The sequence below is a fragment of the Streptomyces sp. HNM0645 genome, from assembly GCF_030056615.1.
In the GTDB taxonomy this organism is placed as follows: domain Bacteria; phylum Actinomycetota; class Actinomycetes; order Streptomycetales; family Streptomycetaceae; genus Streptomyces; species Streptomyces marianii.
In genome coordinates this window covers 1-25,619 of sequence record NZ_JASHLT010000058.1, presented here as the reverse complement: position 1 = coordinate 25,619, position 25,619 = coordinate 1, and the positions used below count along the sequence as shown (strand labels likewise).

Sequence of the window (25,619 nt, the reverse complement as noted above, 5' to 3'; positions counted from 1 at the left end):
CGGGCCGGCCCGGTGGCAGGCCACCGATGGGGGCGCTGCCGGGCACGTGCCATGTCACGCGTCGTGCAGCACCACACACGACTCGCCCGCCACTTCCAGCACGCCCTCCTGCCCCGGCGGTGCGGTCTCGTCCCAGGCGGCGAGCACCCGGCCGCCCCCCGCGCCGAGCGGGATCGCGACCGGTTCCCCGCCGAGGTTGACCGCGACCCGTACGTCGCCCCGGCGGAAGACGAACCAGCGCTCCTCCTCGTCGTAGGCGACCCGCACGGCCGCGAGGTCCGGGTCGGACAGGTCGGGCTCGCCCCGGCGCAGGGCGATCAGCTCCCGGTACCAGGCCAGGAGCCGGGCATGGGGTTCGCGGTCCCGCTCGGAGCGGTCCAGGCAGGAGCGCCGCCGGGTGGCGGGGTCCTGCGGGTCGGGGATGTCCTGGGCCGCCCACCCGGTCCCGGCGAACTCCCGCCGCCTGCCCTGCCGTACCGCCTCCGCGAGTTCCGGGTCCGTGTGGTCGGTGAAGAACTGCCACGGCGTACGGGCGCCCCACTCCTCGCCCATGAACAGCATCGGGACGAACGGCCCCGTCAGCACCAGCACCGCAGCGCAGGCCAGCAGTCCGGGCGAGAGGGCCGACGAGAGCCGGTCGCCGGTCGCGCGGTTGCCGATCTGGTCGTGCGTCTGGGCGTAGCCGACGAACCGGTGCGCGGGTGTGCGGACGAGGTCGACGGGACGGCCGTGCGTACGGCCGCGGAACGTGGAGTACGTGCCGTCGTGGAAGAAGACATGGCCGAGGGTCTTGGCGAGCGCGCCGAGCGGTGCGCGTGCGAAGTCGGCGTAGTAGCCCTGCGACTCACCGGTCAGCGAGGCGTGCAGGGCATGGTGGAAGTCGTCGTTCCACTGGGTGTGGACCCCGAGACCGCCCTCCTCGCGCGGGGTGGTCGTCCTCGGGTCGCACCGGTCGGACTCGGCGATCAGGAACACCGGGCGCCGTACGTCCGCCCCGAACCGGTCCACCGCCGCGGACAGTTCCTCCAGGAACGTCAGTGCCCGGGTGTCGACGAGGGCGTGGACCGCGTCCAGCCGCAGCCCGTCGACGCGGTAGTCCCGCAGCCACGCCAGCGCGCTGCCGATCAGGTACGCACGCACCTCGTCCGAGCCGGGCGCGTCCAGGTTGATCGCCGAGCCCCAGGGAGTGTGGTGAAGGTCCGTCAGATACGGCCCGAACGCGGGGAGATGGTTGCCGGACGGTCCCAGGTGGTTGTGGACGACGTCCAGGACGACGCCGAGCCCGAGACCGTGGGCCGTGTCCACGAAGCGCTTCAGCGCCCCGGGGCCGCCGTACGGCTCGTGCACGGCCCAGGGCGCCACCCCGTCGTAGCCCCAGCCGTGCGTCCCCGGGAAGGGGCACAGCGGCATCAGCTCCACATGGGTGATGCCGAGCTCCGCCAGCTCGCCGAGCGCGGCGGCAGCGGCGTCGAGCGTGCCCTCGGGGGTGTAGGTGCCGATGTGCAGCTCGTACAGGACCGCGCCCGTGAGGTCCCGGCCGCGCCAGTCGTCGCTGCGCCAGACATAGGTGTCGGGAGAGACCACCGCACTCGGCCCGTCCGGGCCCTCGGGCTGACGGCGCGAGCGCGGGTCGGGCAGGACGGGCCCGCCGTCGAGCCGGAAGCCGTAGCGGTCCCCGTCACCCGCGTCCGCCTCGGCCGTCCACCAGTCCTCCCGCGACGGATCGCGCTCCATCCCCTGCTCGGTGTCCTCCAGCCACAAGTCGACCCGGTCCTGCGCCCGCGGTGCCCATACCTCGAACAGCACTGGTGATCGATCCCCTGTCATCTCGGCGTCGGTGAGGCCGGCGTCGTCATGCGGGCGTCCGTCACCCGGGCGTCCGTCACACCGGCGGAGTCGTGTCGTCGGCGGCAGTTCTCCCCATCCTGGCAACTTCGCCCTCTGGAGGCGCCGTACTCGCCGGTACTAGGGTCCGCGCCATGACATCGCCCTCCGCGACACCGTTGCCCTCCTTCCCGCCCGGATTCCTGTGGGGTGCCTCGGCGTCCGCGTTCCAGACGGAGGGCGCCGCCGACACCGACGGCAAGGGCCCCTCCGGCTGGGACGTGTTCGCGGCGGAACCCGGACGGATCAAGGACGGCGCGGACGCCTCCCGCGGAACCGGCTTCCACGCGCGCTACCGCGAGGACGTGGCCCTGCTCGCCGGACTGGGCGCAGGGGCCTTCCGCTTCTCCGTCAGTTGGCCCCGGGTGACACCCGGCGGCAGCGGTCCGGTGAACCCCGCCGGGCTCGGCTTCTACGACCGGCTCGTCGACGCACTGTGCGAGCACGGCATCACCCCGGCGCCGACCCTCTACCACTGGGACACCCCGCTGCCCCTGGAAGAGGCCGGCGGGTGGCTCAACCGCGACACCGCCGCCCGGTTCGCCGACTACGCCGCCGTCGTCGCCGAACGACTCGCCGACCGCGTCCCCATGTGGATCACCGTCAACGAGCCCGCCGAGGTCACCATGCTCGGCTACGCGCTCGGCGAGCACGCCCCCGGCAAGCGGCTCCTCTTCGACGCCCTGCCCGCCGCCCACCACCAGCTCCTCGCCCACGGCCTCGCCGTCCGGGCCCTGCGTGCCGCGGGTGCCGGGAACATCGGCCTCGCGGTGTCCCACTCGCCCGTCCACCCGTCGAGCGACAGCGACGAGGACCGCTCCGCCGCCGAGCTCTACGACACGCTCACCAACCGGCTCTTCTCCGACCCGCTGCTGACGGGCCGCTACCCGGACGGATTCGACGGGCTGATGCCGGGGCCGGTCGCCGACGACCTCGCGGTCATCTCCGAGCCACTGGACTGGTACGGCGTGAACTACTACAGCCCCATGCTGGTCGGCGCACCCGCGACCGACGCGCTCGACTCCTACGCCGGACTCGGCATGCCCGCCGAACTCCCCTTCGGACTGAGGGAGATCGAGGGCGCCGAACGCACCCGGTTCGGCTGGCCCGTCGTCCCGGACGGCCTGCGGGAACTGCTCGTCACCCTCAGGGCGCGCTACGGCGACCGCCTGCCGCCCGTCCACATCACGGAGAACGGCTGCTCCTACGACGGCCTCGACGACCACTCCCGGATCGCGTTCCTCGACAGCCATCTGCGAGCCCTGCACCGCGCGGTGGAGGAGGGCGTCGACGTCCGCGGCTACTTCGTCTGGTCGCTCACCGACAACATCGAGTGGGCGGAGGGCGCCTCGCAGCGCTTCGGCCTGGTCCACGTCGACTACGACACCCTGGAGCGGACCCCGAAGGCGTCGTACGCGTGGTACCGCGACGTCATCCGCGCCCAGCGGACCGCGTGTCCGCCGTCGCGCTGACCGGCCCGGGGCGTGGCCCCGCGCGCGGAGCGGATCCCGCTCCGCGCGGGCACCGGGTCAGAAACCGAGGTGGACGCGCTCCTGCACCACGGGGTGCCCGGCCTTGGCGAAGGTGGCCGCCATGGGTACGTTGCCCTGGTCGGTGGCGCCCGCGACGAACTCCGCGCCCCGCTCAGCCAGGAAGTGCGTGCACTCGGCGAGCAGGTCGTACGCGTAGCCGTTGCCGCGGTGCTCCGGAACGACGCCGATGAAGCCGATGCACGGGCCCGACGGGTTGTGCGCCGGGATGTGCAGACCGACGAGTTCGCCGTCCCGGTAGGCCAGCCGCCACCATGCGCGCGGTGACGGGCACCAGTGGAAGAAGTCCAGCTCCTCCCGGGCCGCCTGGTCCAGGCCGCCCTCGGCGATGGCGCGCAGCGCATGCGCGTCGAGGGTGCCCGTGTGAACGCGGCGCAGCACGCCGAGGAACACGGCGTCGTCGGGTTCGGGCCGGAACTCCAGCCGTCCGGGCCGCTCCGGCAGCCCGCAGTCGGGCGTCCACCGGTACTGGAAGCGTTCCACGAGGACGCCCATCCCGGCCGCTTCCGCGGCCCGGATCCGCACCTCGGCGGCGGCCCGGGACACGGGGTCCTCGCGCCAGCCGGAGGGGAGGATCAGCTCGTACTCGACCCGGAACGGGGAGGTGCACAGTAGTCCGGCGCCCGCCTCCTCCTCGCCGTCGGCGACGTCGAACCAGTTGAGATTGACGGGAGCCGTGTCGTCGGGACCGCCCCACCAGGCGGCACGTGCGACGACCTTCCCGTCGCGCAGGGCGACCCGCTTCCACTCGGGGCGGTGGGTGGCGCGGGCCAGGGCCCGGCCCACGCCGAGCGGATCGGGCAGGGTGTCGAAGAGGTGCGCGTCGCTCTCGGAGAGCGCGCGGAAGAGCGGACCGGTCGAAGCGGTCATGGTGAGGTCCTCCGGGACTGCGGAACGTGTACTGCGCTCCCGGTCAGACGACGGACGCCGGGCGGTCGGGGCGGGAGCGCGGGAACGATCTGGTCTGCACTGCGCTCGCCTCCTTCCAGCGGCCATGGGCGCCGGCAGCATGGTAGACCCCCGTGCGAGAGCACTCCAGCGCTTTACCGCCCGTCGCCCCGCGGGAGTGGCCGGCCGGGGGGAGTGGGACGGGATGCGGGGGGTGCGGCCGCGCCGGGGCGCCGGTCCCCGCGGACCGTTCCCGGTGGGCTGTTGCCGGGACAGCCCCTCCTCAGCCGACCGCTGACGGCGCTTGGGCGCGCCGCGCGCGAAGTGGGAAGGGGGCGCGACCCGGGGCGACTCCCCCACCCGCGGACGCGTTCCCGCTTCCCCTTCCCATCCCGTGCGTGGTGCCCGTGCTCAGCCGCCGATGGGCTGGGCCAACTGATCGCGTACGTACTCGGCATGGCGCAGCAGCCCGGCCGAGGTCTCGGTCTCCAGCTCCTTCAACTCGCCGACAAGGGCATCCATCCGCGCGGTGCCGTCCACGGCGCGGCCGAGGGCACGCTCCGTCCAGGCGGCGCGGACCAGGCACTGGACACGGTCGCGCAGCGCGGCCTCGCCGAACTCCGCGAAGCCCGCGGCCGCCAGGCCGAGCAGCCGCACCATCTCCTCGCGGGTGGCCGCGTCGGCGGCGAGGTCGTGTTCGCTCCTGACTGCGCCGCCGTCCTCCTGCCCCTCCGCGTCGAGAACGTCGTCGTTGTCGTCGAAGTCGTCGTCTCCGTCATCCTCTTCGTCATCGTCGCGATCGAGGCCGTCGTCCAGCAACTGGGCCAGCTGCAGCCAGGTCTGGGCCCGCTCGTAGCGCAGCCGGGGCTCGTCGGAGCCGTCGAGGACGTCCAGCGCCCGCTCCATCAGAGCCCGGGCCCGGTCCGCCCCGCCCGTCGTGCCCTCCTCGTCCCCGTGCTCACCGCCGACGGACATCCAGGCGAGGGAACGCAGCGCCCGAACCTCGCCGACGGGGTTGTCACCCGCGAGCCGGTAGAGCTCCAGGGCACGGGCGTACGCGGTCTCGGACTCCGTCCTGAGCCCGGCCTGGCCGAGGGCCTCGGCGGCCGAGTGCGCGAGACCGGCCTCGGGACCGGGCTCTCCCCATCCCTTCACCGTCTCGGCGGCCTGCAGGAACTGCTCTGCGGCGGCGCGCGGATCGCGCAGCTCCTGCAGCAGCCGGCCCAGCGTCTCCCGGGCCTGTACGCCCTCCTCCTCGCCGTGCTCCAGGAGATCGGGCAGCGCCGACTGGAGAACCTCGGCCGCTTCGGCGGTGCGGTCGGCGACCGCGTACGCCCGGGCCAGCAGCAGTCGGGCCCCGGCTCCGCCGGCCGCCGCCAGCCCTTCCTGGTCGAACCAGTGCGCGGCGTCGAGCGCGTGTGCCGCGGACTCCTCGGCACATTCGCCGCCCCGGCGCAGCAGCACCTCCGCCAGGGTCATTCGCACTGCGGCCTGTTCGACGCCGTCGGTCACCTCACCCGCGTGCCCCAGCGCGGTCCGCGCCGCAGCCTCGGCATCGTCGAGGGCTCCCCGCGCCGCCAGTACCCGGGCGCGCACCGCCAGCGGTTCCACGGCCTCCCACGGGCGCTCGGCGGCGAGGCAGTGCCGGGCCGCCGAGTCGAGCAGCGGCTCCGCCCGGCCGAGGTCTCCCACCGTCAGAGCCAGCTTCGCCAGCAGCAACTCGGCCGCGCCGACCACGTCGGCCACCTCGGACGCCGGGGCCGCCCGCATGCCGGTGTCCGCCGCGGTCGGCTCCGCATCGGTGTCCGCGGACGTCGCGTCGGCTGCCGCCGCGAGGCCGGCGGCAGCGCCGGCGGACCGGGCGGGAACGGCACCCGTCAACCCCGCCCCGACCCCGGACGCACCTGCCCCGGCGACGAACGCCTCCAGCTCGGCCACCATCACGGCGTCCACCCCGGGACCGGGCCCGTCCTGCCCGTCGTCCTCCCGGTGCTCGCCGGCCCCGCCGTCCTCGCCGGCGTGCTGTACGTGGCCGCGCAGGAAGGACTCGATGCGGATCCTGGTCAGTTCGGCCGAGGCGAGGCGCCGGGGCCGCGACGGGTCGGACTCGTCCAGCGCCTCCGCGGTCGCCAGCGCGGTGCCCAGCAGCCGGCGGATCTCGTCCGGACCGGCTCCGGACCCGACCGCCGACCCGGCCGCGGCCAGTTCGGCGTACGCCGCCCGGCCGTGCTCCCCGGCCGCCCGGTGCGCTCCGGCGGCCTCCGTGAAGAGCGCCACCGCCTCCGCCGCGCCGGCGCTCGCGGCCGTGTGCGCACGATGCTCCAGCAGATCCCCCGCGAGCCCCGCGTCCGCGCCCTCCTCGTGCGCGCCGGCGAGCCGGGCGACCGCCGTCCACAGACCGTCGGCGGACGGGTGACCGCGACGGCGGGCCGTACGGGCACGCTCGACCAGGGTGGTGAAGTCCGCGCGGGCCGCCTCCGCAGCGGTCTCCACGCCGGACCCCGCCCCCGGGGCACCGGCCGGAACGGCACGGGCCGCCGTTCCGGCCGGTGCCTGAACGGCCTCGCCCGCGACGGCCACCGGGACCGCACGCACCGGGCGCACCGGCACCGTGCCGGCCGGCAGCCCGTGGCTGCGCACGCCGAGCGGGAGCACGCCGAGCAGCGGCTGCCGCGCGATGCGCTCGGACAGCCGCGCCGAGACGTGTGCCGAACCGTTGCGCGCGTCGAACCGGGCCGCGATGCCGAACGCGTCCGCGTGCAGCAGCTCGTACAGTTCGCCGACGGTGCGGGCCGTGCCCTGGTAGGAGGTCGCGGGCAGGTGCCCGTGGCCGAGGTCCCCGAGCCTGCGCAGCAGGACGAGGACGCCGCCGGTGAACTCCATCTGCGACTCGACGTCCGCGAGCGGGCCGAGGTGGCTCGCGTGCTCGGCGAGGATCTCCAGACCGCGCGACTCGTTGCCGGTCAGGGCGCAGAACTCGATGTGCTCGCCCACCGAGCGCAGCAGGCTGTCCTTGCCGCGGGTCATCCGGTAGCCGCGCAGATGGTGGGAGCGGGCCTCCGCGGTCCGGCCCAGCCGGACCAGCGGCAGCAGGGAGTGGGCGAGCACCCGGTGCGGCTCCTCCATGCAGGACTGGCCGCCGGAGAGCACCGGCTCCCAGGTCTCGACCGCCCCGGCGTCATCGCCCTTGCGGGCCCGGTACCAGCCCTGGGTGTTGATCTCGCAGGCGTGGCAGTCGCTCATCCCGTCGCGTTCCGCCGCGGACCAGCCCGCCATGGCGCGGTCCATCCGGGCCTCGTCGCCGATCGCGTCCGCGAGGTGGAACTCGGCCTGGCGGACGGCCCGTTCGCTGTAGCCGGCCAGTCGGTAGCGGCGTTCCATGTCCGTCAGCCACCGGTCGACCGTGGCGAGCGGGATCTCCGGGGACTCGACGATCCTTCCCGCGACCCACTTGAAGCGCCAGTACAGGCTGTGCACCTCGTAGGAACCGAACGACGACGGGTCCCGGTCGTACTCCTGGAGGAGCCGGGCGAAGGGCACCACCATCCTGGTGCGCTCGGCGCTGTACTCGTACGCGTCGATGAGGCCCTGGAGCGACCGGCGGAAGAGTTCGCGGTCTCCGGTCGCCTCGGCGGCGGCGCTCAGCGCCTCCGCGCGGGCGTTGCGGGCGGCGCCGTAGGGGGCACAGGCGTTCTCGCCGAGTCCCTGGCGGATCTCGTCGGGGGTCATCGAGGTCACTGCTGGTCCTCCCGGGGGGTCGCGCTCGGCGCCGCGGAGTGGGTCGCCCATTCCAGGAGCCCGAGGAAGGCCCGGTTGAGCAGGGTGGAGTCCGCGGGGCGCAGCGGGCGCTGCGACATCAGCAGGGCCTGGCCGTACAGCGACTCGACGGCGGTTCCGGTGAGCTCGGCGTCGGGCAGTGCGGCGATCCTGCGGATCAGCGGGTTGTTGTGGTTCAGCACCAGCCGGGCGCGGGGGGCAGAACCGCGCAGCGAGCCGAGGATGTCGCTCCACAGGGAGTCGGCGTTCTCCTGTGCGCTCGCCCGGTCGCGTTCGTGCCGGGCCTGCCGGTCGTCGAGGAACAGCGCGGGTACGGTCACCGGCTGGAAGGCGCGCAGCGACACGTCGCAGCCGTGCGGGTCCAGCCGCCCCCGGGCGGTGCCGAGGAAGGCGGCGAGGGCCAGCTCCTCGGTGGTGGACACGGGGTCGAGCCGGTCCGTGACCGCTCCGGCGTCGAGTTCGGCCACCTTCACCGACGGCCGGATGCCGGGGAGCAGGCCGAGGAGTTCGGCGTCGTACGTGTAGCCGGCGTTGACCACGCCCAGTCCGTGGGCGGCGGCGATCGGGGCGATCTGCCGGAACTCCTCGACGGTGCGGGTGAAGTGGATCTCGGAGTGAGCGGCGGCGAACTCCTCCAGGTTCTGCTGTCCCTCGCTGGTCTCGAACGGCAGCCACGGCAGCATCAGCTCGAACAGCTCGGAGTCGTGCCGGGCCAGGGACTTGACGCCGAGATGGTGTACGGCGAGGAACGCGGCGAGCCGGTCGGGCGACCCCGCGGCGAGTTCCGCCAGCCACTGGCGGATCCGGGCGCCGAGGGCGTCGCGGACGGCGGCCAGTGTCTCGTCCTCGTACAGGTGCTCGCGCGAGGCGGTGGGGCGCAGGGAGTCGGCGTCCACCACGGCCCGGACGAAGAAGGCCCACTCCGGCAGGAGTTTGTCCTCGTGGTCGGTGAGGAGCATGCCCTTCAGATAAGCGCGGTGACCGGTCCGGTGCGCGGGACTCGTCGGCTCGGGCAGGACGTAGGCGACACCGCGGACGCCGGCGACCGGCAGGTCCAGGTCGATGACGTCGAGCGGGGTGAAGCCGAACAGCCGTGCGCAGTGGCCGGACAGCGCGACCCGGCGGGCGGCGGGGGTCGGGTAGTCGCGCTCCCAGACGGCCGGACGGTCGGTGACGGGCCGTTCCGCGCCGTCGTCGCCGCGGAAGGTGATGTCGTACGGCAGGAGCGATCCGAAGTCCCGGGCCAGTTCCTCGACCCGTGCCGCCACCGTCCACTCCTCCGCGCCCGGACGCGGCTCGAGGTACACGGTCGTGCCGGCCTCGGGGCGGGCCTCGTCGGGCAGGACACGGACGGTGTACGACCCGTCGTCGGAGGCGAGCCACTCCACGGGGGGCGCGTCGGGGGTCCGGGCCGAGCGGGTGACCACGCGGATCTCCCGGGCGACGACGAAGCAGGCGAGCAGGCCGATGCCGAACTGTCCGAGGAACTCCCGGCGGGCGGACTCCAGGCCGTACTCGCCGCCCCGCTTGGAACTCCGGCCGATCGTGGCGAGGAGGGTGCGGACCTCGTCCGCGGTGAGGCCGATCCCGCTGTCCTCGATCGAGACCCGGCCGGCCTCGGAGGAGAGCCGGACTCGGACCGGCGCGGCGGGGTCGACGGCGTGGCGAGCGGTGACCGCGTCCACCGCGTTCTGCAGCAACTCGCGCACGTACACCCGCGGGCTCGAGTAAAGATGGTGGGACAGCAGATCGACCAGTCCGCGCAGATCGACCTGGAAGCTGCTGACGTCCGGCGGGGTCTCCCCGGCCCGTGCGTCGGAAGTCATGGCGCATCACCTCGCGTTGGGAACTCATGGAACAGCGGTGATCGCGAGGTCCCCCCCTCACAGATCACGAAGCGAGGGACAGCGTACGGGCGGCCACCGACAACCTCCTCCGGATTTGCCTCCGGGCCCGGCGGCACCGCCGGTCGGAGGTGGTGCCGGGGGCGTTCGCGGCCCGGCGGACGCCCACGCTTCCGACCCGCCGGCACAGGACCTGCCGTACCGGAACGGAAGTGATCTTCACGGTTCCTTCTGGACACCCGGGGCGCCCGGCCGGACAATCACGTCTGTGACGTCCTCCTTCGAGTTCCAGACGTATCCCGCGCGGCCCTCCGACGCCGAGCGGGAGCGCGTCCTCGGAGTGCTCCGGGAGGGCGCAGTCCAGGGCCGGTTGTCGCACGACACGTTCGTGCGGCGCATGGAGCTCGCCCTGGCCGCCCGCGGACCCGACGAACTCCGAGCGCTCACCGCGGACCTGCGGCCCGAAGGCGGCCTGCTGTCCGAGAAGCTGTTCGGCGCGGTGAGGAGGTTCTCGGCGTTCTCGATGAGGCTCGGCCGCGCCTGGCGGGCGGAGCGGCTGCCTCCGCTGCTGCTGCCGGAGCCGGGTCCGTATCCGCTGCGCATAGGCCGTGATCCGTCGAACGGGCTGCGGCTCAGCCATGAGACGGTGTCGCGGCTGCACGCCGAACTGGTGCTGCGCGGCGGACTGTGGGTCCTCCGCGACCTCGGTTCGACCAACGGCACGACCGTCAACGGCCGTCGTGTGACCGGCGCCGTGGTGGTTCGGGCCGGCGACATGGTCGGCTTCGGCCACATGAACTTCCGTCTCGACGCGCGCTGAGGCGCGTATGCGGGCGGTGGGGACGGGCGCCGCGGGACGGGCGCAGGGGCCCTGCCGCTGCGGGCGGTGCTGCCGGCGCCCTGCGGTGAGCGCCACTATCCGCACAACATCAGGATCGGGGCCGAGGCCTTCGTCAACCGGGGCGTGAACATCACCGCCCCGCCTCGGCCACGATCGGGGACCACGCCCTGACCGGGCCGTACACCGTGATGAACAGCGGTGACCATCGCCATGCGGACGGGGGCCGTCGCATCCGGGACCAGGGCCACGACCTGGGTCCCGTCGCCGTCGGGTCCGACGTGTGGCTCGGCGCTCATGTGACCGTCCTCGCAGGGGTGAACGTCGGCGCCCGGGGCGGTGGTGGGTGCCGGAGCGGTCGTCACGCGTGACACACCGGCGCACACCGTTGCCGCCGGAGTCCTCGCACGGGTCGTCGCGGATCTGCCCGTGCACGGACAGCGAGAGGGACACGGCCGGTGCCGGCCCGCGCGCGTGCGGGCCGATGCGCCCCGTCACTGTCCGTCATCCCCTGAATCGCGCCGTTCCTCCGGAGTCGGTACTTTCTTGATCAGGTGTCCTCTCGCGTCGACGGCCGCACCCACCGGGCCCGGCCCTTCGCAAGAGCCCGAGGCAAGGAGGACGGCATGTCCCGACCCATCGTCGTGGGAGTGGACGGCTCCGACGGAAGTCTCGCGGCCGTGGACTGGGCCGCCGACGAGGCCGCGCTGCGCGGCGCAGCACTGCGGCTGGTGTACGCGACCCGGTGGATCGAGCACCAGTTGCAGGCCGTGCGGATGTCCCACGAGGACCGGGCCGGCCAGGCAGAAGGCGTCCTCGGCGCGATGGAGGAGCGCGTACGGTCCCGCAGGCCGGAGCTCGTGATGACCGCCGAGGAGATCGAGGACTCGCCCACGAGCGTCCTGCTGGAGGCGGCGTCCCGGGCCGATGAGCTGGTCGTCGGGTCGCACGGACTCGGCAGTGTGGGGGGCTTCATCATCGGTTCCGTGGGGCAGGAGGTCGTCGCCGGTGCCAAGGAGCCGGTGGTGCTGGTACGGCCGGACTACCGCGAGGACCCGCACGGCTCGCCCGCCGGCGCCCGGCGCAGGGTGGTCCTCGGCCTCGACGTGACGGACGCCTCCGACGAGCTGATGGAGTTCGCCTTCGACCACGCGGCACGGCGCGATGTCCCGCTCCACGTGATGCACGGCTGGAACGCCCCGTTCTTCCACCGGCACCGGGCCGCCGGCGACGAGGACGCGGGCGTGCAGTCCGAGACGGCGTCGGCGCTCGCCCAGGCCGTACGTCCGTTCCGCGACAAGTTCCCCACCGTGAAGGTGACGGAGGAGTCGGCTCCCGGACGGCCCGCCGGACAGCTCGTGGAGGCCGCCGCCGACGCCCGTCTGGTGGTCGTCGGCCGGCGCCGGGCGGCCGCCGGTTCGCACATCGGCTCGATCACCCACGCCGTCATCCACCACGCGGCCTGCCCGGTGGCCGTGGTCCCGCACGGCTGACATACCGGTGCGTCCGGCGGCGGACGCCCGTGCCGGGCACCCCGGCACCGGGGAGGGGTATCCGTCCGTGGCCCCGCCCGCTCCGGACACGCCGTCCGTCCCAGCGGCCCACGCCCGGGACACGCCCTCCGTCCCGGGCACCTCGGCCACGGCTCCCGCATTTCACCCGGCGTGGGTGAGGCCCGCCCGCGGGCGCCGTGGACACGATGGGAGAAGAACCCCGACCCGCCGGGCCTGCGGACCCCCTGTCCGTCCAGGTGGAGAACAGCACGCCGAGCACGCCGAGCACGCCGAGAACGGGGAAGGCTCATGACCGACGATCCGGACACCCTGTCGGTGAACACCATCCGTGGTCTGTGCATGGACGCCGTCCAGCGCGCCGAGTCCGGGCACCCCGGCACACCGATGGGCATGGCCCCCGTCGCGTACACGCTCTGGCAGCGGTTCCTGAGGTACGACCCCCGGGACCCGGTCTGGCCCAACCGCGACCGCTTCGTGCTGTCCGAGGGCCACGCCTCGACGTTGCTGTGGTCCCTGCTGCATCTGGCCGGGGTCCACGCCGTCGACCCGGACTACGAGGTGCTGGGCCGTCCGGCGGTCACCATGCAGGACCTGAAGTCCTTCCGCCAGCTCGACTCCCGCTGCCCGGGCCACCCCGAGTACCGCTGGACCAGCGGGGTGGAGACCACGACCGGCCCGCTCGGCCAGGGCGTCGCCACGTCCGTCGGCATGGCGCTCGCCGGCCGGTGGCTCGGTGCCGCGTACAACCGCGAGGACTTCCCGCTCTTCGACTTCGACGTGTACGCCCTCGCCGGTGACGGCTGCATGATGGAGGGCATCGCCTCCGAGGCGGCCTCGTTCGCCGGCCACCAGCGGCTGGCCAATCTGTGCTGGATCTACGACTCGAACCGGGTCACCATCGAGGGCCACACCGACATCGCCTTCACCGAGGACGTCGCGGCCCGGTTCCTCGCGTACGGCTGGAACGTGACCACCGTCGCCGACGCCAACGACCTCGACGCCGTCGCCCGGGCCTTCCACGACTTCCGGGCCGAGACCGAACGCCCCACCCTGGTGCTGGTGCACAGCCACATCGGCTACGGCTCGCCCGTCGAGGACTCCCCGAAGGCCCACGGCTCACCGCTCGGCCCCGACGGTGTCCGCGCGACCAAGCGCTTCCTCGGCCTGCCCGAGGACGAGGAGTTCTGGGTGCCCGACGCGGTGCGGGAACGGTTCGCCCAGGGCATCGGCACCCGCGGCGCCGAACTGCGTGCCGCATGGGAGAAGCGGTTCGAGGACTACCGCGCCGCCTGGCCGGCCGAGGCCGACGAACTGGAGCGCATCCAGCGCCGCGAACTCCCCGACGGCTGGGACCGGGCGCTCCCCGAGTTCCCTCCGGACCCCAAGGGCCTCGCCACCCGGGACTCCTCGGGCCGGGTGCTGAACGACCTGGCCCGGAACATCCCCTGGCTCCTCGGCGGCTCGGCCGACCTGGCCCCGTCCACGAAGACCAGGCTCACGTTCGACGGTGCGGGGGACCAGCAACCCGACGAGCCGGGCGGACGCAATCTGCACTTCGGTATCCGCGAGCACGCGGCCGCCGCCATCTCGAACGGGATGGCCCTGACGAAGCTGCGGCCCTACTGGTCCGGCTTCCTCATCTTCTCCGACTACGCCAAGGGCGCCATCCGGCTGTCGGCGCTGATGGAGCTGCCCGTCGTGCACATCTTCACCCACGACTCCATCGGCGTCGGCGAGGACGGACCGACCCACCAGCCGGTCGAGCAGCTCGCGGGACTGCGGGCGCTGCCGGGGCTGCTGGTGTTCCGCCCCGCGGACGCCGGCGAGGTCACCGAGACCTGGCGGTACGTCGCCGCGCTGCGCCACGAGCCGGCGGCGCTGGTGCTCTCCCGCCAGGCGCTCCCCACGCTCGACCGCTCCCGGCTCGGGGCCGCGTCGGGCGTCGCGCGCGGAGCGTACGTCCTGGCCGACGCGCCCTCCGGCGCGCCGCAGGTGATCCTGCTCGCCACCGGGTCCGAGGTGTCCCTGGCCCTGGCGGCGCGGGACGAGCTCGCGGCCGAGGGCATCGGCGCGCGGGTGGTCAGCATGCCGTGCTGGGAGCTGTTCGACCGTCAGCCGCAGGCGTACCGGGACGAGGTGCTGCCGCCGTCCGTGACCGCCCGGGTGGGTGTCGAGCAGGCGTCCACGTTCGGCTGGGACCGGTACGTCGGCGACCGGGGTGCCCTCGTCGGCATGCACACGTTCGGCGCCTCGGCGCCCCTGAAACAGCTGCTCGGCAAGTTCGGGTTCACCGCCCAGCGGGTGGCCGAGACCGCTCGCGGGTTGCTGGCGGCCGGCCGGGAGGCTGCGCCGTGAAGGGCCGTCGCCGAGCAGTCCCGCAGACCGTCCGCACTCACCGAGAACGGGGAGATCGACCATGACCACGGACACACCCATGCAACTCGGCATGGTCGGACTCGGCCGGATGGGCGCCAACCTCGTGCGCCGGCTGATGCGCGACGGCCACCGCTGCGTCGTGTACGACCTGGACACCGACGCCGTGAAGGAGATGGAGAAGGAGGGGGCGACGGCCGCCTCCTCGCTCCACGACCTCGTCGACAGGCTGGAACAGCCGAGGAACGTCTGGCTGATGCTGCCCGCCGGTGTCGTACAGTCCACGCTCGACCAGCTGGCGGCCCTGCTGGCGGCTGACGACACCGTCATCGACGGTGGCAACTCGTACTACCGCGACGACATCACCCGTGCACGGCAGCTCGCCCCCAGCGGCATCCACTACGTGGACTGCGGCACCTCCGGCGGGGTGTGGGGCCTCGAACGCGGCTACTGCCTGATGATCGGCGGCGAGGACGAGCCGGTTGAGCGCCTCGGCCCGGTCTTCCGCACCATCGCCCCGGGCGTCGGCGACGCCGCCCCCACACCCGGCCGGACCCGTTCCGGCGGGACCGCACCGGAGGGCTATCTGCACTGCGGACCCAGCGGGGCCGGCCACTTCGTGAAGATGGTCCACAACGGTGTCGAGTACGGGATGATGGCGGCCATCGGCGAAGGGCTCAGCATCATCAAGCACGCCGACGCGGGCCTGCGTTCGCGCACGGTCGACGCCGAGACCGCGCCGCTGCGCGAGCCGGAGGCGTACCGGTACGAGATCGACGTGGCCGAGGTCGCAGAGGTGTGGCGGCGCGGCTCGGTCGTCGGGTCCTGGCTGGTCGACCTCGTCGCCGACGCGCTCGCCCGCTCGCCCGAGCTCGACGCGTACTCCGGGCGGGTCTCCGACTCCGGTGAGGGCCGCTGGACGGTCCTGGCGGCGGTCGACGAGAGCGTGCCGGCGCCCGTCATCACCAACGCGCTCATCGAGCGCTACGAATCGCGCGGGCTGGGGCAGTTCACCGACAAGGTGCTGTCCGCGATGCGCGGCGAGTTCGGCGGGCACGCCGAGAAGGCGGGGTGAACCGTGACCGGAGGAAACCGCGCGGAGCACCCCGGTGCCGTACCGGACGACCACGTCATCGTGCTGTTCGGGGCCACCGGCGACCTCGCACGGCGCAAACTGCTGCCGGGGCTCTTCCACCTGGCGAAGGCCGGACTGCTGCCCGACCGCTACCGGATCGTCGGCTCCGCGCCCGCCCGGGCGGCGCTCAGCGACGACGAGTTCCGCAAGAGGGCCCGGGAGTCGGTCGCCGAGTTCGGAAGGTCCGGGCCCGAGGGCGGGGAATGGCGGAGGTTCGAGGAGTCGCTGTCCTTCGGGGCCGCCGACCCCGAGGACCCGGGGCCGCTGCTGGAGGCCGTGCGCGACGCCGAGCAGGCCGTGGGCGGCGGCCCCCGCCGGCTGTTCCACCTCGCCGTGCCGCCGAAGGCGTTCGCCTCCGTCATCGAGATGCTCGGTGCGACGGGCCTCGCCGACGGCGCGCGCGTCATCGTGGAGAAGCCGTTCGGCACGGACCTGCCCTCCGCGCGGGCCCTCAACGCGACCATCCACTCCGTCTTCGACGAGTCGCGGGTCTTCCGCATCGACCACTTCCTCGGCAAGGAGTCGGTCGACAACATCCTGGCGCTGAGGTTCGCCAACGGCCTGCTGGAGCCGGTGTGGAACCGCGACCACATCAGCCATGTGCAGATCGACGTGCCGGAGAGGATCGGCATCGAGGGCCGCGCCCAGTTCTTCGAGGGGACCGGCACCTTCCGCGACATGATCGTCACCCATCTCTTCCAGCTGCTGGGCTTCGTGGCGATGGAACCGCCGACCGCGCTCGCCGCCAAGCCCCTGCGGGACGAGAAGGAGAAGGTCTTCCAGTCCATGCGGTCGCTGGACCCGGCACACGTGGTGCGCGGGCAGTACGAGGGCTACCGCGAGGAGCCCGGCGTCGACCCCCGCTCGGACACCGAGACCTTCGTCGCGCTGCGCGTCGAACTCGACAACTGGCGCTGGGCGGGTGTGCCGTTCTACCTGCGCTCCGGCAAGTCGCTGGGGGAGGGGCGGCACGTCGTGACCCTCGGCTTCCGGGAGCCCGCCCTGCGGATGTTCCCGCTGACCGCACGCCAGTGCACCCGCACCAACGAGCTGGTGATCGACTTCGACGACCCGGGCACGATCGCGGCCCGCTTCCTGGTGAAGGACCCCGGGCCCGCGATGCGCCTGAGCGATGCGGAGATGGTCTTCAGCTACGCCGAGTCGTTCAACACGATGTACGCGCTCGAAGGGTACGAACGCCTCATCCTGGACGCGATGCTCGGCGACCAGTCCCTGTTCACCCGTTCCGACGGCATCGAACGGCTCTGGGAGGTGTCCACCCCGCTGCTGGAGAACCCGCCGCCGGTGGAGCCCTACGCCCCCGGCTCCTGGGGGCCGGAGAGCATCGACCGCCTCATCGCGCCGTACCGCTGGAGCCTGCCGGGCGGCCGATGACGTGCCCGGAAGCCGACGGTCCGGAAAGGTCCGCGCCCCCTCCGGGGCGCGGACCCCTCCGGATGGAGGTGCCGGCGGGTACCCGGCGGCGGGCTGCTCCGGATGGCACCCGGCACGTCATCCCCACGGGGTACGCGCGGTGCGGCGGGAGTCCGCTGCCGCCCCCGACGGCCGCCGGCGCCTCCTAGCCTCGACCCCATGCTGGGGCTTCCCGATCACGTGCACACCTGTCTGTTCGACCTCGACGGCGTCCTCACCCGCACGGCGAAGGTCCACGCCGCCGCCTGGAAGGAGATGTTCGACGACTTCCTGCGCCGGCGGGCCGAACGCGAAGGAGCCGCCTTCGTGCCGTTCGACGCCGTCCGCGACTACGACGAGTACGTCGACGGCCGCCCCCGCGAGGACGGCGTCCGCACCTTCCTCGCCTCCCGCGGCGTGGAGCTGCCCGAGGGGGCGCCCGACGACCCGCCGGAGCGCGAGACGGTGGGCGGCCTGGGCACCCGCAAGAACGAGCTGGTGCTCCGCCGGATCCGCGAGGACGGCGTGGAGGCCTACGAGGGCTCCGTCGCCTATCTGCACGCCGTCCGCCGCGCCGGGTTCCGTACGGCCGTCGTCTCCTCGAGCGCCAACTGCCGGGACGTGCTCGCCGCCGCCGGCATCGAGGACCTGTTCGACGAACGCGTCGACGGGATCGTCGCCCGCGAGCAGGGGCTCCACGGCAAGCCGGCGCCCGACACCTATCTGGCCGCGGCCCGCGCCCTCGGCGTGGCGCCGGGGGCCGCAGCCGTGTTCGAGGACGCCCTCGCCGGGGTGGAGGCCGGCCGGGCGGGGAGCTTCGGCCTCGTCGTGGGCGTCGACCGCACCGGACAGGCCGCGGAGCTGCGGCGGCACGGGGCGGACGTCGTGGTGGAGGACCTGGCCGAACTGATGGAGTCACGATGATCACCCACTCCGGCTACACGGTCGAACCGTGGTGTCTGCGCGAGACCGGGCTCGACCTCGGCGTCCTCGCCCAGAGCGAGTCCGTCTTCGCCCTCGCCAACGGCCACATCGGCTGGCGCGGCAACCTCGACGAGGGCGAGCCGCACGGGCTGCCCGGCTCCTACCTCAACGGTGTCCACGAACTCCATCCGCTGCCGTACGCCGAGGCCGGATACGGCTATCCGGAGTCCGGCGAGACCATGATCAACATCACCGACGGCAAGATCGTCAGGCTGCTCGTGGACGACCACCCCTTCGACCTGCGCTACGGCGAACTCGACTCCCATGAGCGGGTACTGGACTTCCGCACCGGAGTCCTGCGCCGCACGGTGGAGTGGACCTCGCCGGGCGGGCGCTCCGTGCGCATCACCTCCGAGCGGCTGGTGTCGTTCACCCAGCGTGCTATCGCGGCGATCGCCTACGAGGTCGAGCCGCTGGACGGGCCCGTCCACGCGGCGGTCCAGTCCGAGCTGGTCGCCAATGAGCAGATGCCCCGCGAACCCGGCGACCCGCGCGTCGCCGCCGCCGTCGACGCGCCACTGGAGCCGGAGGAGCACTTCGCCCGGGACACCGGGCTGCGGCTGGTCCACCGCACCCGGCGCAGCGGCCAGCGGGTGGCGGCCGCGGCCGACCACCTCGTGGAGGGCCCGGAGGGGACGGCCTGGTCCGCGGAGAGCGAGCCGGACGTCAGCCGGCTCACCGTCACCGCCACGCTGAAGCGGGGGGAGAAGCTGCGGCTGGTGAAGTTCGTCGGGTACGGGTGGTCGGCCGAGAGGTCGCTGCCGGCCATGCACGACCAGGCCGACGCGGCCGTCGCCGCCGCCCGCAGCACGGGCTGGGAGGGGCTGCTCGCGGAGCAGAGGGCGTTCCTGGACCACTTCTGGTCGTGCGCCGACGTCGAAGTGCAGGGCGACGCGCAGATCCAGCAGGCCGTGCGCTTCTCGCTGTTCCACGTGCTCCAGGCGGCGGCCCGCAGCGAGGAACGGGCCATTCCCGCCAAGGGGCTGACCGGTACGGGCTACGACGGGCACTCGTTCTGGGACGTGGAGTCCTTCGTCCTCCCGATGCTGACCTTCACGGCGCCCCGGGCCGTCGCCCCGGTGCTGCGCTGGCGGCACGCGACCCTGCGCGCGGCACGGGACCGGGCCCACCAGCTCGGGCTGGCCGGGGCGGCGTTCCCGTGGCGGACCATCAGCGGCGCCGAGTGCTCCGCCTACTGGCCCGCCGGCACGGCCGCCTTCCACGTCAACGCGGACATCGCGCGAGCCGTGGCGCGGTACGTGGCGGCCACCGGGGACGAGGAGTTCGAGCGCGGGCCGGGACTCGAGCTCCTGGTGCACACGGCACGGCTGTGGCACTCGCTCGGCCACCACGACCCGGACGGCGTCTTCCACATCGACGGGGTGACCGGCCCGGACGAGTACAGCGCCATCGCCCGCGACAACCTGTACACCAACCTGATGGCGCGGTGGAACCTGCTGGCCGCGGCGGAGGCGGCGGCCCGGCACGCCGACCAGGCCGAGCAACTGGGCGTCGGCGACGAGGAGACCGCGGCCTGGCGGGACGCAGCCGCCCGGACGGCCGTACCGTACAACGAGGCCCTCGGCGTGCACGAGCAGTCGGCGGGGTTCACCACGTTCCAGCACTGGGACTTCGCGAACACCTCTCCCGACCGGTACCCGCTGCTGCTGCACTTCCCCTACTTCGACCTCTACCGCAAGCAGGTCGTCAAGCAGGCCGACCTGGTCCTCGCCATGGTGACCTGCCCGGACGACTTCACGGCCAAGGAGAAGGCCCGCAACTTCGAGTACTACGAGGCGCTGACGGTACGGGACTCGTCGCTCTCGGCGTGCTGCCAGGCCGTCATGGCCGCCGAGACCGGGCACATGCGGCTCGCCTACGCCTATCTCGGCGAGGCGGCCCTGATGGACCTGGAGAACCTGGAGCACAACACCCGTGACGGGCTGCACATCGCCTCGCTCGCCGGCACCTGGATGGCCCTGGTCGCCGGCCTCGGCGGCATGCGCCAGCACCAGGACGAGCAGGGGGTGCGCCGGCTGGGCTTCGCCCCCCGGCTGCCGGAGAAGCTGACCGGCCTGAAGTTCACCGTGCTGATTCGGGGGCGCCGACTGCGGGTGGACATCCGTCCCCAGGCGGTCCGCTACACCCTGGAGGACGGGGACCCGCTGCAGATCCTGCACCACGGCAAGCCGGTCGAGCTCTCCGCGGGCAGTCCCACGGAGCGTCCCGTTCCGCCGGTGCCGGTGCTCCCCGAGCCGCAGCAGCCCAAAGGCCGCCGCCCGGCGGACCGCGCGTTCGCCGGGCCCGCCGCCGACGAGTGCGCGGACGGCTGACCCCGTCGTCCGTCCGCCGCTGCGCCCGGGTGCGCCCGGAGATCGCCGGGACCGAGGTCCTCGCCCACCGGGGCGGACCGCGCCCGGCGGGCTCGGGGGGGGTGCGGCCGGCCGCACCCCACCCGAGCCCGTACGGACCCCGGGTCCGGCCCAAGGCGCGTCCGCCGCTCAGCCTTCCGCCGCTCAGCCGTCCGCCGTGCGCTCCAGCAGCACGACCGGGCCAGTGGCGAAGAGCTCCGCCAGCGGCACGGGACCGCCACCCGTGAACTCCCGGCCGGGGGACAGCAGATCCGTCCACCGCCCGGCCGGCAGGGGCAGCGCGCTGTCCCGCCAGCCGCCCGACTCCTCCAGCCGCAGCGCCAGCCGGGTCACCGCCGTGATCACCTCGCCCGAGCGGGAGAACGCCAGGCAGTGCCCGGCCGCGGGCCCCAGAGCCGTCAGCGGGGCGTACGTGCCCGACTCGCCGAAGACGTCCGGGCGCCGCCGGCGCACGTCCAGCGCCGCCCTCGTCACCGCGGTCTTCCGGTCCTCGCCCCGCTCCCGGAACGGCCGCCGGTTGTCCGGGTCCACCAGCGCGACGTACTCGGCCTCCGTGCCCTGGTACAGGTCGGGCACCCCGGGCATCGTCAGGTGCACCAGTGCCGCGCCGAGCGAGTTGGCCCGTACGTACGGGTCGAGTTCCCGGGCGAACAGGGCCACCTGGTGCATGGGCGGCCCCGCGGGCCCGGCCTCCACGAACTCCTCCACGGCCTGCTCGTACCCCTCGTCCGGCTCGGTCCAGCCGGTGTGCAGCCCCGCCTCCCGCACCGACTTCAGCAGCGCCGGACCGAGCCGCTCCGGGGAGGGGGAGCCGAACCCGGACGCCGTCTGCCACGCCACCCACGCGAAGTGCCGGTCCGGTGCCGGAGCCCAGGCCAGGCTCGTCAGCAGCCGCACCCACCGCTCCGGGCACTCCGACAGCACCGCGATCCGCGCCCGTACGTCCGCACTGCGCTTGGTGTCGTGCGTGGAGAGCACCGTCCCGGTGGCCGGCCAGTCCCGGGCGAGCCGGGCGCAGTAGGCGTGGAACTCCTCCGGGGCAACCGCCGGCCGGCCGGGATCGCCGCCCACCTCGTTGGCCGACAGCAGCGGTACGTAGCGGTAGAAGGCCGTGTCCTCCACCGACTTCGCCCGCAGCGCCGACGACGTCTGCGCGAACCGCGCCCGGAACGCCCGCTGGTCCGGGCCGTCGCCGAGCCGGCCCAGCGCCAGGTCGCGGACCACGTCGACGGCGTCACCCTCCCGGGCCACCGCGAACACCGCCTTCGCCCGCAGTGCCGCGTCGGCCGTCACCACCGACTCGCCGCCGGTGCGGTACGGGCGGTACACGGGCACGCGCACCAGCAGTTCGCGGATCGCGGTGCGCAGCGCCCACGGCGCGTGGTCGCGCAGCGCCGTGTCCGCCGCGCAGACCCGCTCGGCCAGCCGGGCCAGGGCCTCGGTCTCGGCCGCCAGCTCGTGCGTCACCACCTTGTAGGCGGCACGCCGCACGGTCGCCCCCCAGTAGCCGCCGCGGTCCCCGGCGGGGGCCGCGTGGTCCCGGTACTGCCGGAGCAGTTCCCCGGCCCCGTCCGGGTCGGTGAACAGCCCGTCGATCCGGTACAGCGCGTCGTACCCGGTGGTGCCGGCGACCGGCCAGGACGCCGGCAGCCGCTCGTCGCCGGTGAGGATCTTCTCGACGACCGTCCAGCAGCCGCCCGCAGCCTCGTCCAGCCGCAGCAGATAGCCCTCCGGGTCGGCGAGCCCGTCCGGGTGGTCGATCCGCAGGCCCTCCACCACCCCGTCCCGCACCAGCTCCAGGATCTTGGCGTGGGTGGCGGCGAACACCTCGGGGTCCTCCACCCGGACCCCGATCAGATCGGAGATGGTGAAGAACCGCCGGTAGTTGAGCTCGGTGCGGGCCAGCCGCCACCAGCCGAGCCGGTACCACTGCGCGTCCAGCAGTTCCGGCAACGGCAGCTCCTCCGTGCCCTCCCGCACCGGGAACGTGTGCTCGCCGTAGTGGAGGGTCCCCCCCTCCACCCGCAGTGCTCCGAGCTCCTCGCCCAGCCGCTCGCCCAGCACCGGCATCAGCACCTTCCCGCCGCCCGCGTCCCAGTCGATGTCGAACCAGCGGGCGAACGGCGACTCCGGGCCCTCCCGCAGGACCTCCCTCAGGGCCCGGTTGTACCGGGGGACGGCGGCCATGTGGTTGGGCACGATGTCGATCACCAGTCCGAGACCGTGCCCGCGTGCCGTGCGGGCCAGCGCGCGCAGCCCCTCCTCGCCTCCGAGCTCCTCCCGCACCCGGCCGTGGTCGACGACGTCGTACCCGTGCAGGGAGCCGGGCACCGCCTCCAGGACGGGGGACAGGTGCAGATGGGAGACGCCGAGGCCGGCGAGGTAGGGGACCGCCTCCTCGGCGGCCCGGAAGGGGAAGTCCGGTTGCAACTGGAGCCGGTACGTGGCGGTGGGCGTCATGCGAACGTACGTACCCGGATCGCGGCCCTCTGTGTCATCGGCCGCCGCACCGGCGGCGGCCACCGACCGAACGTTCACCTGATACGGCGAACGCGCCCCGGCCCCGGGGACGACCCGGGGCCGGGGCGCGTCACGCCCGTCAGGTACTACGCCGGCCGCCGCAGTACCGTCAGACTCCGGCTGATCATCCTGATCCGCTCGCCCGCGTCGACCTTCGGCCCCTGCCCCGGAGGGACACCCTCGGGCCGTGCGGTGTCCACCACGACCTGCCACTGCCGGCCGTGGTCGACCGGTACGGCGAAGTCCAGGTCGTCGTCGCTCGCGTTGAACATCAGCAGGAACGAGTCGTCGGAGATCCGCTCGCCGCGCGGGCCCGGCTCCGAGATGGCGTGGCCGTTCAGGAAGACCGTGAGGGCCTTCGCATGGGCCGCCTGCCAGTCCCGCGACGTCATCTCCCCGCCCTCCGGCGTGAACCAGGCGATGTCGGAGAGCTCGTCGTGCGTGCCCTCCACCGGCCGGCCGTGGAAGAAGCGCCGCCGCCGGAACACCTGGTGGTCGCGGCGCAGCCACACCATCGCACGCGTGAACGCGAGCAGCGTGCCGTCCTGGTCCGCGGTCGACTCCGGCCAGCGTACCCAGGACAGCTCGTTGTCCTGGCAGTACGCGTTGTTGTTGCCCTGCTGGGTGCGGGCGAACTCGTCGCCGTGGCTGAGCATCGGTACGCCCTGCGACAGCATCAGGGTCGCGATGAAGTTGCGCATCTGGCGGTTGCGCAGCTCCCGGACCCCGCCGTCCTCCGTCTCCCCCTCCGCGCCGCAGTTCCAGGACCGGTTGTGGCTCTCCCCGTCCCGGTTGCCCTCCCCGTTGGCCTCGTTGTGCTTCTCGTTGTACGAGACGAGGTCGTGCAGGGTGAAACCGTCGTGGCAGGTGACGAAGTTGACGGAGGCGAGCGGACGCCGGCCGTCGTCCTGGTACAGGTCGGAGGAGCCGGTCAGCCGGGACGCGAACTCGGCGAGGGTGCGCGGCTCCCCGCGCCACAGGTCCCGCACCGTGTCCCGGTACATACCGTTCCACTCCGTCCACAGCGGTGGGAACCTGCCCACCTGGTAGCCGCCCTCGCCGACGTCCCACGGCTCGGCGATCAGCTTCACCTGGCTGACCACCGGGTCCTGCTGGACCAGGTCGAAGAACGACGACAGCCGGTCCACCTCGTGGAACTGCCGTGCGAGGGTCGCCGCCAGGTCGAAGCGGAAGCCGTCGACGTGCATCTCGGTGACCCAGTACCGCAGCGAGTCCATGATCAGCTGGAGGACGTGCGGAGAGCGCATCAGCATCGAGTTGCCGGTGCCGGTCGTGTCCATGTAGTACCGGCGGTCCTCGGTGAGCCGGTAGTACGAGGCGTTGTCGATGCCGCGGAACGACAGCGTCGGGCCGAGGTGGTTCCCCTCGGCGGTGTGGTTGTAGACGACGTCGAGGATGACCTCGATGCCCGCCTGGTGCAGCGCCCGCACCGCGGACTTGAACTCCAGGACCTGCTGGCCCCGGTCGCCCCAGGACGCGTAGCTGTTGTGCGGGGCGAAGAACCCGATGGTGTTGTAGCCCCAGTAGTTGTTCAGGCCCGCGTCGACCAGCCGGTGGTCGTTGACGAACTGGTGCACCGGCATCAACTCCAGTGCCGTGATGCCCAGTTCCGTCAGGTGCGAGATCACCTCGGGATGGGCGAGCCCGGCGTACGTCCCGCGCAGTTCCTCCGGCAGCGCGGGGTGCAGCATCGTCAGGCCCTTGACGTGGGCCTCGTAGATGACGGTGCGGTGGTAGTCCGTGCGCGGCGGGCGGTCGTCACCCCAGTCGAAGTACGGGTTGACGACGACCGACGCCATCGTGTGCGGCGCGGAGTCGAGATCGTTGCGCGAGTCCGGTCTGCCGAAGTGGTAGCCGTAGACCGCCTCCCCCCAGTCGACACGGCCGCTCATCGCCCGCGCGTACGGGTCGAGGAGCAGTTTCGCGGAGTTGCACCGCTGCCCGTGCTCGGGCTCGTACGGTCCGTGCACCCGGAAGCCGTAGCGCTGTCCGGGCATCACGCCCGGCAGGTAGGCGTGGCGCACGAACGCGTCGGTCTCGCGGAGCTCGACCGCGGTCTCGGAGCCGTCGTCGTGGAGCAGACACAGCTCGATTCGGTGCGCGGCCTCTGAGTAGACCGCGAAATTGGTGCCGGCGCCGTCGTACGTGGCACCGAGTGGATACGCCTGTCCCGGCCAGACCTGCATAGATAAGACTCTTCCACTTCTGATCCGGGTGCTGGGGACCTCTTCGGCCAGATCCTCCCCGAAAGTTGGGCAACGTCCTAGGACTTACCACCGTCCTACCGGGTGACCACGGGTACGAGGGGGGAAAAGTGCGCACATTGATGCGCCGCCACCCGGGGAAGCTGGTGGCAGGCGCCGCCATTGCGGTGACGGGCACGGCCGCGATGGCCGCCGTCACCCTGCCGGACCCGGCGGGAGCCCGGGCGGGCCCCGGTGCTCCGGCCGCTGCCGGCGGCCCGGGAGCCGAGCCGCCGGGCGGTGCCGCCGCCCCGGCGGCCGGC

Annotated in this window: 15 protein-coding genes and 1 pseudogene; 9 read left to right on the top strand and 7 right to left on the bottom strand. The window is 73.3% G+C overall.

The genetic code is table 11. The features are described from left to right. Positions 1–54: 54 nt before the first annotated feature. A complete protein-coding gene (gene treZ / locus QMZ92_RS30905) occupies positions 55–1,806 on the bottom strand; it encodes a malto-oligosyltrehalose trehalohydrolase (RefSeq protein WP_283300874.1) in 1,752 nt (583 codons plus the stop codon). 173 nt (positions 1,807–1,979) lie between these two features. Between treZ and QMZ92_RS30900 the strand changes: the two genes are divergently transcribed. After that, the gene (locus QMZ92_RS30900; protein ID WP_283300873.1) at positions 1,980–3,356 is read left to right on the top strand and encodes a GH1 family beta-glucosidase; all 1,377 of its coding nucleotides are present in this window, start codon (positions 1,980–1,982) and stop codon (positions 3,354–3,356) included. 57 nt (positions 3,357–3,413) lie between these two features. On the opposite strand, the gene QMZ92_RS30895 is transcribed toward QMZ92_RS30900, so the two are convergent. The 3 genes from QMZ92_RS30895 to QMZ92_RS30885 all read right to left on the bottom strand — a co-directional run bounded on the left by QMZ92_RS30895 (position 3,414) and on the right by QMZ92_RS30885 (position 9,925). After that, positions 3,414–4,304 (bottom strand): GNAT family N-acetyltransferase, encoded by an 891-nt coding sequence (locus tag QMZ92_RS30895; protein ID WP_283300872.1) that lies wholly within the window; start codon positions 4,302–4,304, stop codon positions 3,414–3,416. 429 nt (positions 4,305–4,733) lie between these two features. Continuing rightward, positions 4,734–8,060, bottom strand: a complete 3,327-nt coding sequence (locus QMZ92_RS30890) for a tetratricopeptide repeat protein (protein ID WP_283300871.1) — start codon at positions 8,058–8,060, stop codon at positions 4,734–4,736. Then, entirely contained in the window at positions 8,057–9,925 is a 1,869-nt protein-coding gene (locus QMZ92_RS30885) for an HSP90 family protein (protein ID WP_283300870.1), read from the bottom strand. Before QMZ92_RS30885 ends, QMZ92_RS30890 begins: the two co-directional genes overlap by 4 nt. A gap of 286 nt (positions 9,926–10,211) precedes the next feature. On the opposite strand from QMZ92_RS30885, the gene QMZ92_RS30880 reads away from it, so the two are divergent. Then, positions 10,212–10,763: an FHA domain-containing protein gene (locus QMZ92_RS30880; RefSeq protein WP_283300869.1), complete on the top strand. Its 552-nt coding sequence runs from the start codon at positions 10,212–10,214 to the stop codon at positions 10,761–10,763. Between the two features lie 95 nt (positions 10,764–10,858). Here QMZ92_RS30880 and QMZ92_RS30875 read toward each other — a convergent pair whose 3' ends face one another. Beyond that, complete coding sequence (locus QMZ92_RS30875; protein ID WP_283300868.1) at positions 10,859–11,080, bottom strand: hypothetical protein; 222 nt, start codon at positions 11,078–11,080, stop codon at positions 10,859–10,861. Positions 11,081–11,407: 327 nt separating this feature from the next. On the opposite strand from QMZ92_RS30875, the gene QMZ92_RS30870 reads away from it, so the two are divergent. The 6 genes from QMZ92_RS30870 (at position 11,408) to QMZ92_RS30845 (ending at position 20,533) form a co-directional block, all read left to right on the top strand. After that, positions 11,408–12,274: a universal stress protein gene (locus QMZ92_RS30870; RefSeq protein ID WP_283300867.1), complete on the top strand. Its 867-nt coding sequence runs from the start codon at positions 11,408–11,410 to the stop codon at positions 12,272–12,274. A gap of 309 nt (positions 12,275–12,583) precedes the next feature. After that, positions 12,584–14,650: a transketolase gene (gene tkt / locus QMZ92_RS30865; RefSeq protein WP_283300865.1), complete on the top strand. Its 2,067-nt coding sequence runs from the start codon at positions 12,584–12,586 to the stop codon at positions 14,648–14,650. A gap of 61 nt (positions 14,651–14,711) precedes the next feature. Continuing rightward, on the top strand, positions 14,712–15,743 hold the full coding sequence (gene gnd / locus QMZ92_RS30860; protein ID WP_502962173.1) for a phosphogluconate dehydrogenase (NAD(+)-dependent, decarboxylating): 1,032 nt from the start codon (positions 14,712–14,714) through the stop codon (positions 15,741–15,743). A 3-nt stretch (positions 15,744–15,746) separates the two neighbouring features. Next, on the top strand, positions 15,747–17,198 hold the full coding sequence (gene zwf, locus QMZ92_RS30855) for a glucose-6-phosphate dehydrogenase (protein WP_283300864.1): 1,452 nt from the start codon (positions 15,747–15,749) through the stop codon (positions 17,196–17,198). Positions 17,199–17,396: 198 nt separating this feature from the next. After that, on the top strand, positions 17,397–18,140 hold the full coding sequence (locus QMZ92_RS30850) for an HAD family hydrolase (RefSeq protein WP_283300863.1): 744 nt from the start codon (positions 17,397–17,399) through the stop codon (positions 18,138–18,140). Continuing rightward, entirely contained in the window at positions 18,137–20,533 is a 2,397-nt protein-coding gene (locus tag QMZ92_RS30845; protein ID WP_283300862.1) for a glycoside hydrolase family 65 protein, read from the top strand. The genes QMZ92_RS30850 and QMZ92_RS30845 overlap by 4 nt, the downstream gene beginning before the upstream one ends. A 183-nt stretch (positions 20,534–20,716) precedes the next feature. On the opposite strand, the gene treY is transcribed toward QMZ92_RS30845, so the two are convergent. Next, on the bottom strand, positions 20,717–23,032 hold the full coding sequence (treY, locus tag QMZ92_RS30840) for a malto-oligosyltrehalose synthase (protein ID WP_283300861.1): 2,316 nt from the start codon (positions 23,030–23,032) through the stop codon (positions 20,717–20,719). Positions 23,033–23,178: 146 nt separating this feature from the next. Beyond that, positions 23,179–25,299, bottom strand: coding sequence for a glycogen debranching protein GlgX (gene glgX / locus QMZ92_RS30835; protein ID WP_283300860.1), 2,121 nt, complete (start codon positions 25,297–25,299; stop codon positions 23,179–23,181). A 128-nt stretch (positions 25,300–25,427) separates the two neighbouring features. Between glgX and QMZ92_RS30830 the strand changes: the two are divergent. Continuing rightward, positions 25,428–25,619 (top strand): annotated as a pseudogene (locus tag QMZ92_RS30830) (Tat pathway signal sequence domain protein); the annotation flags it as partial.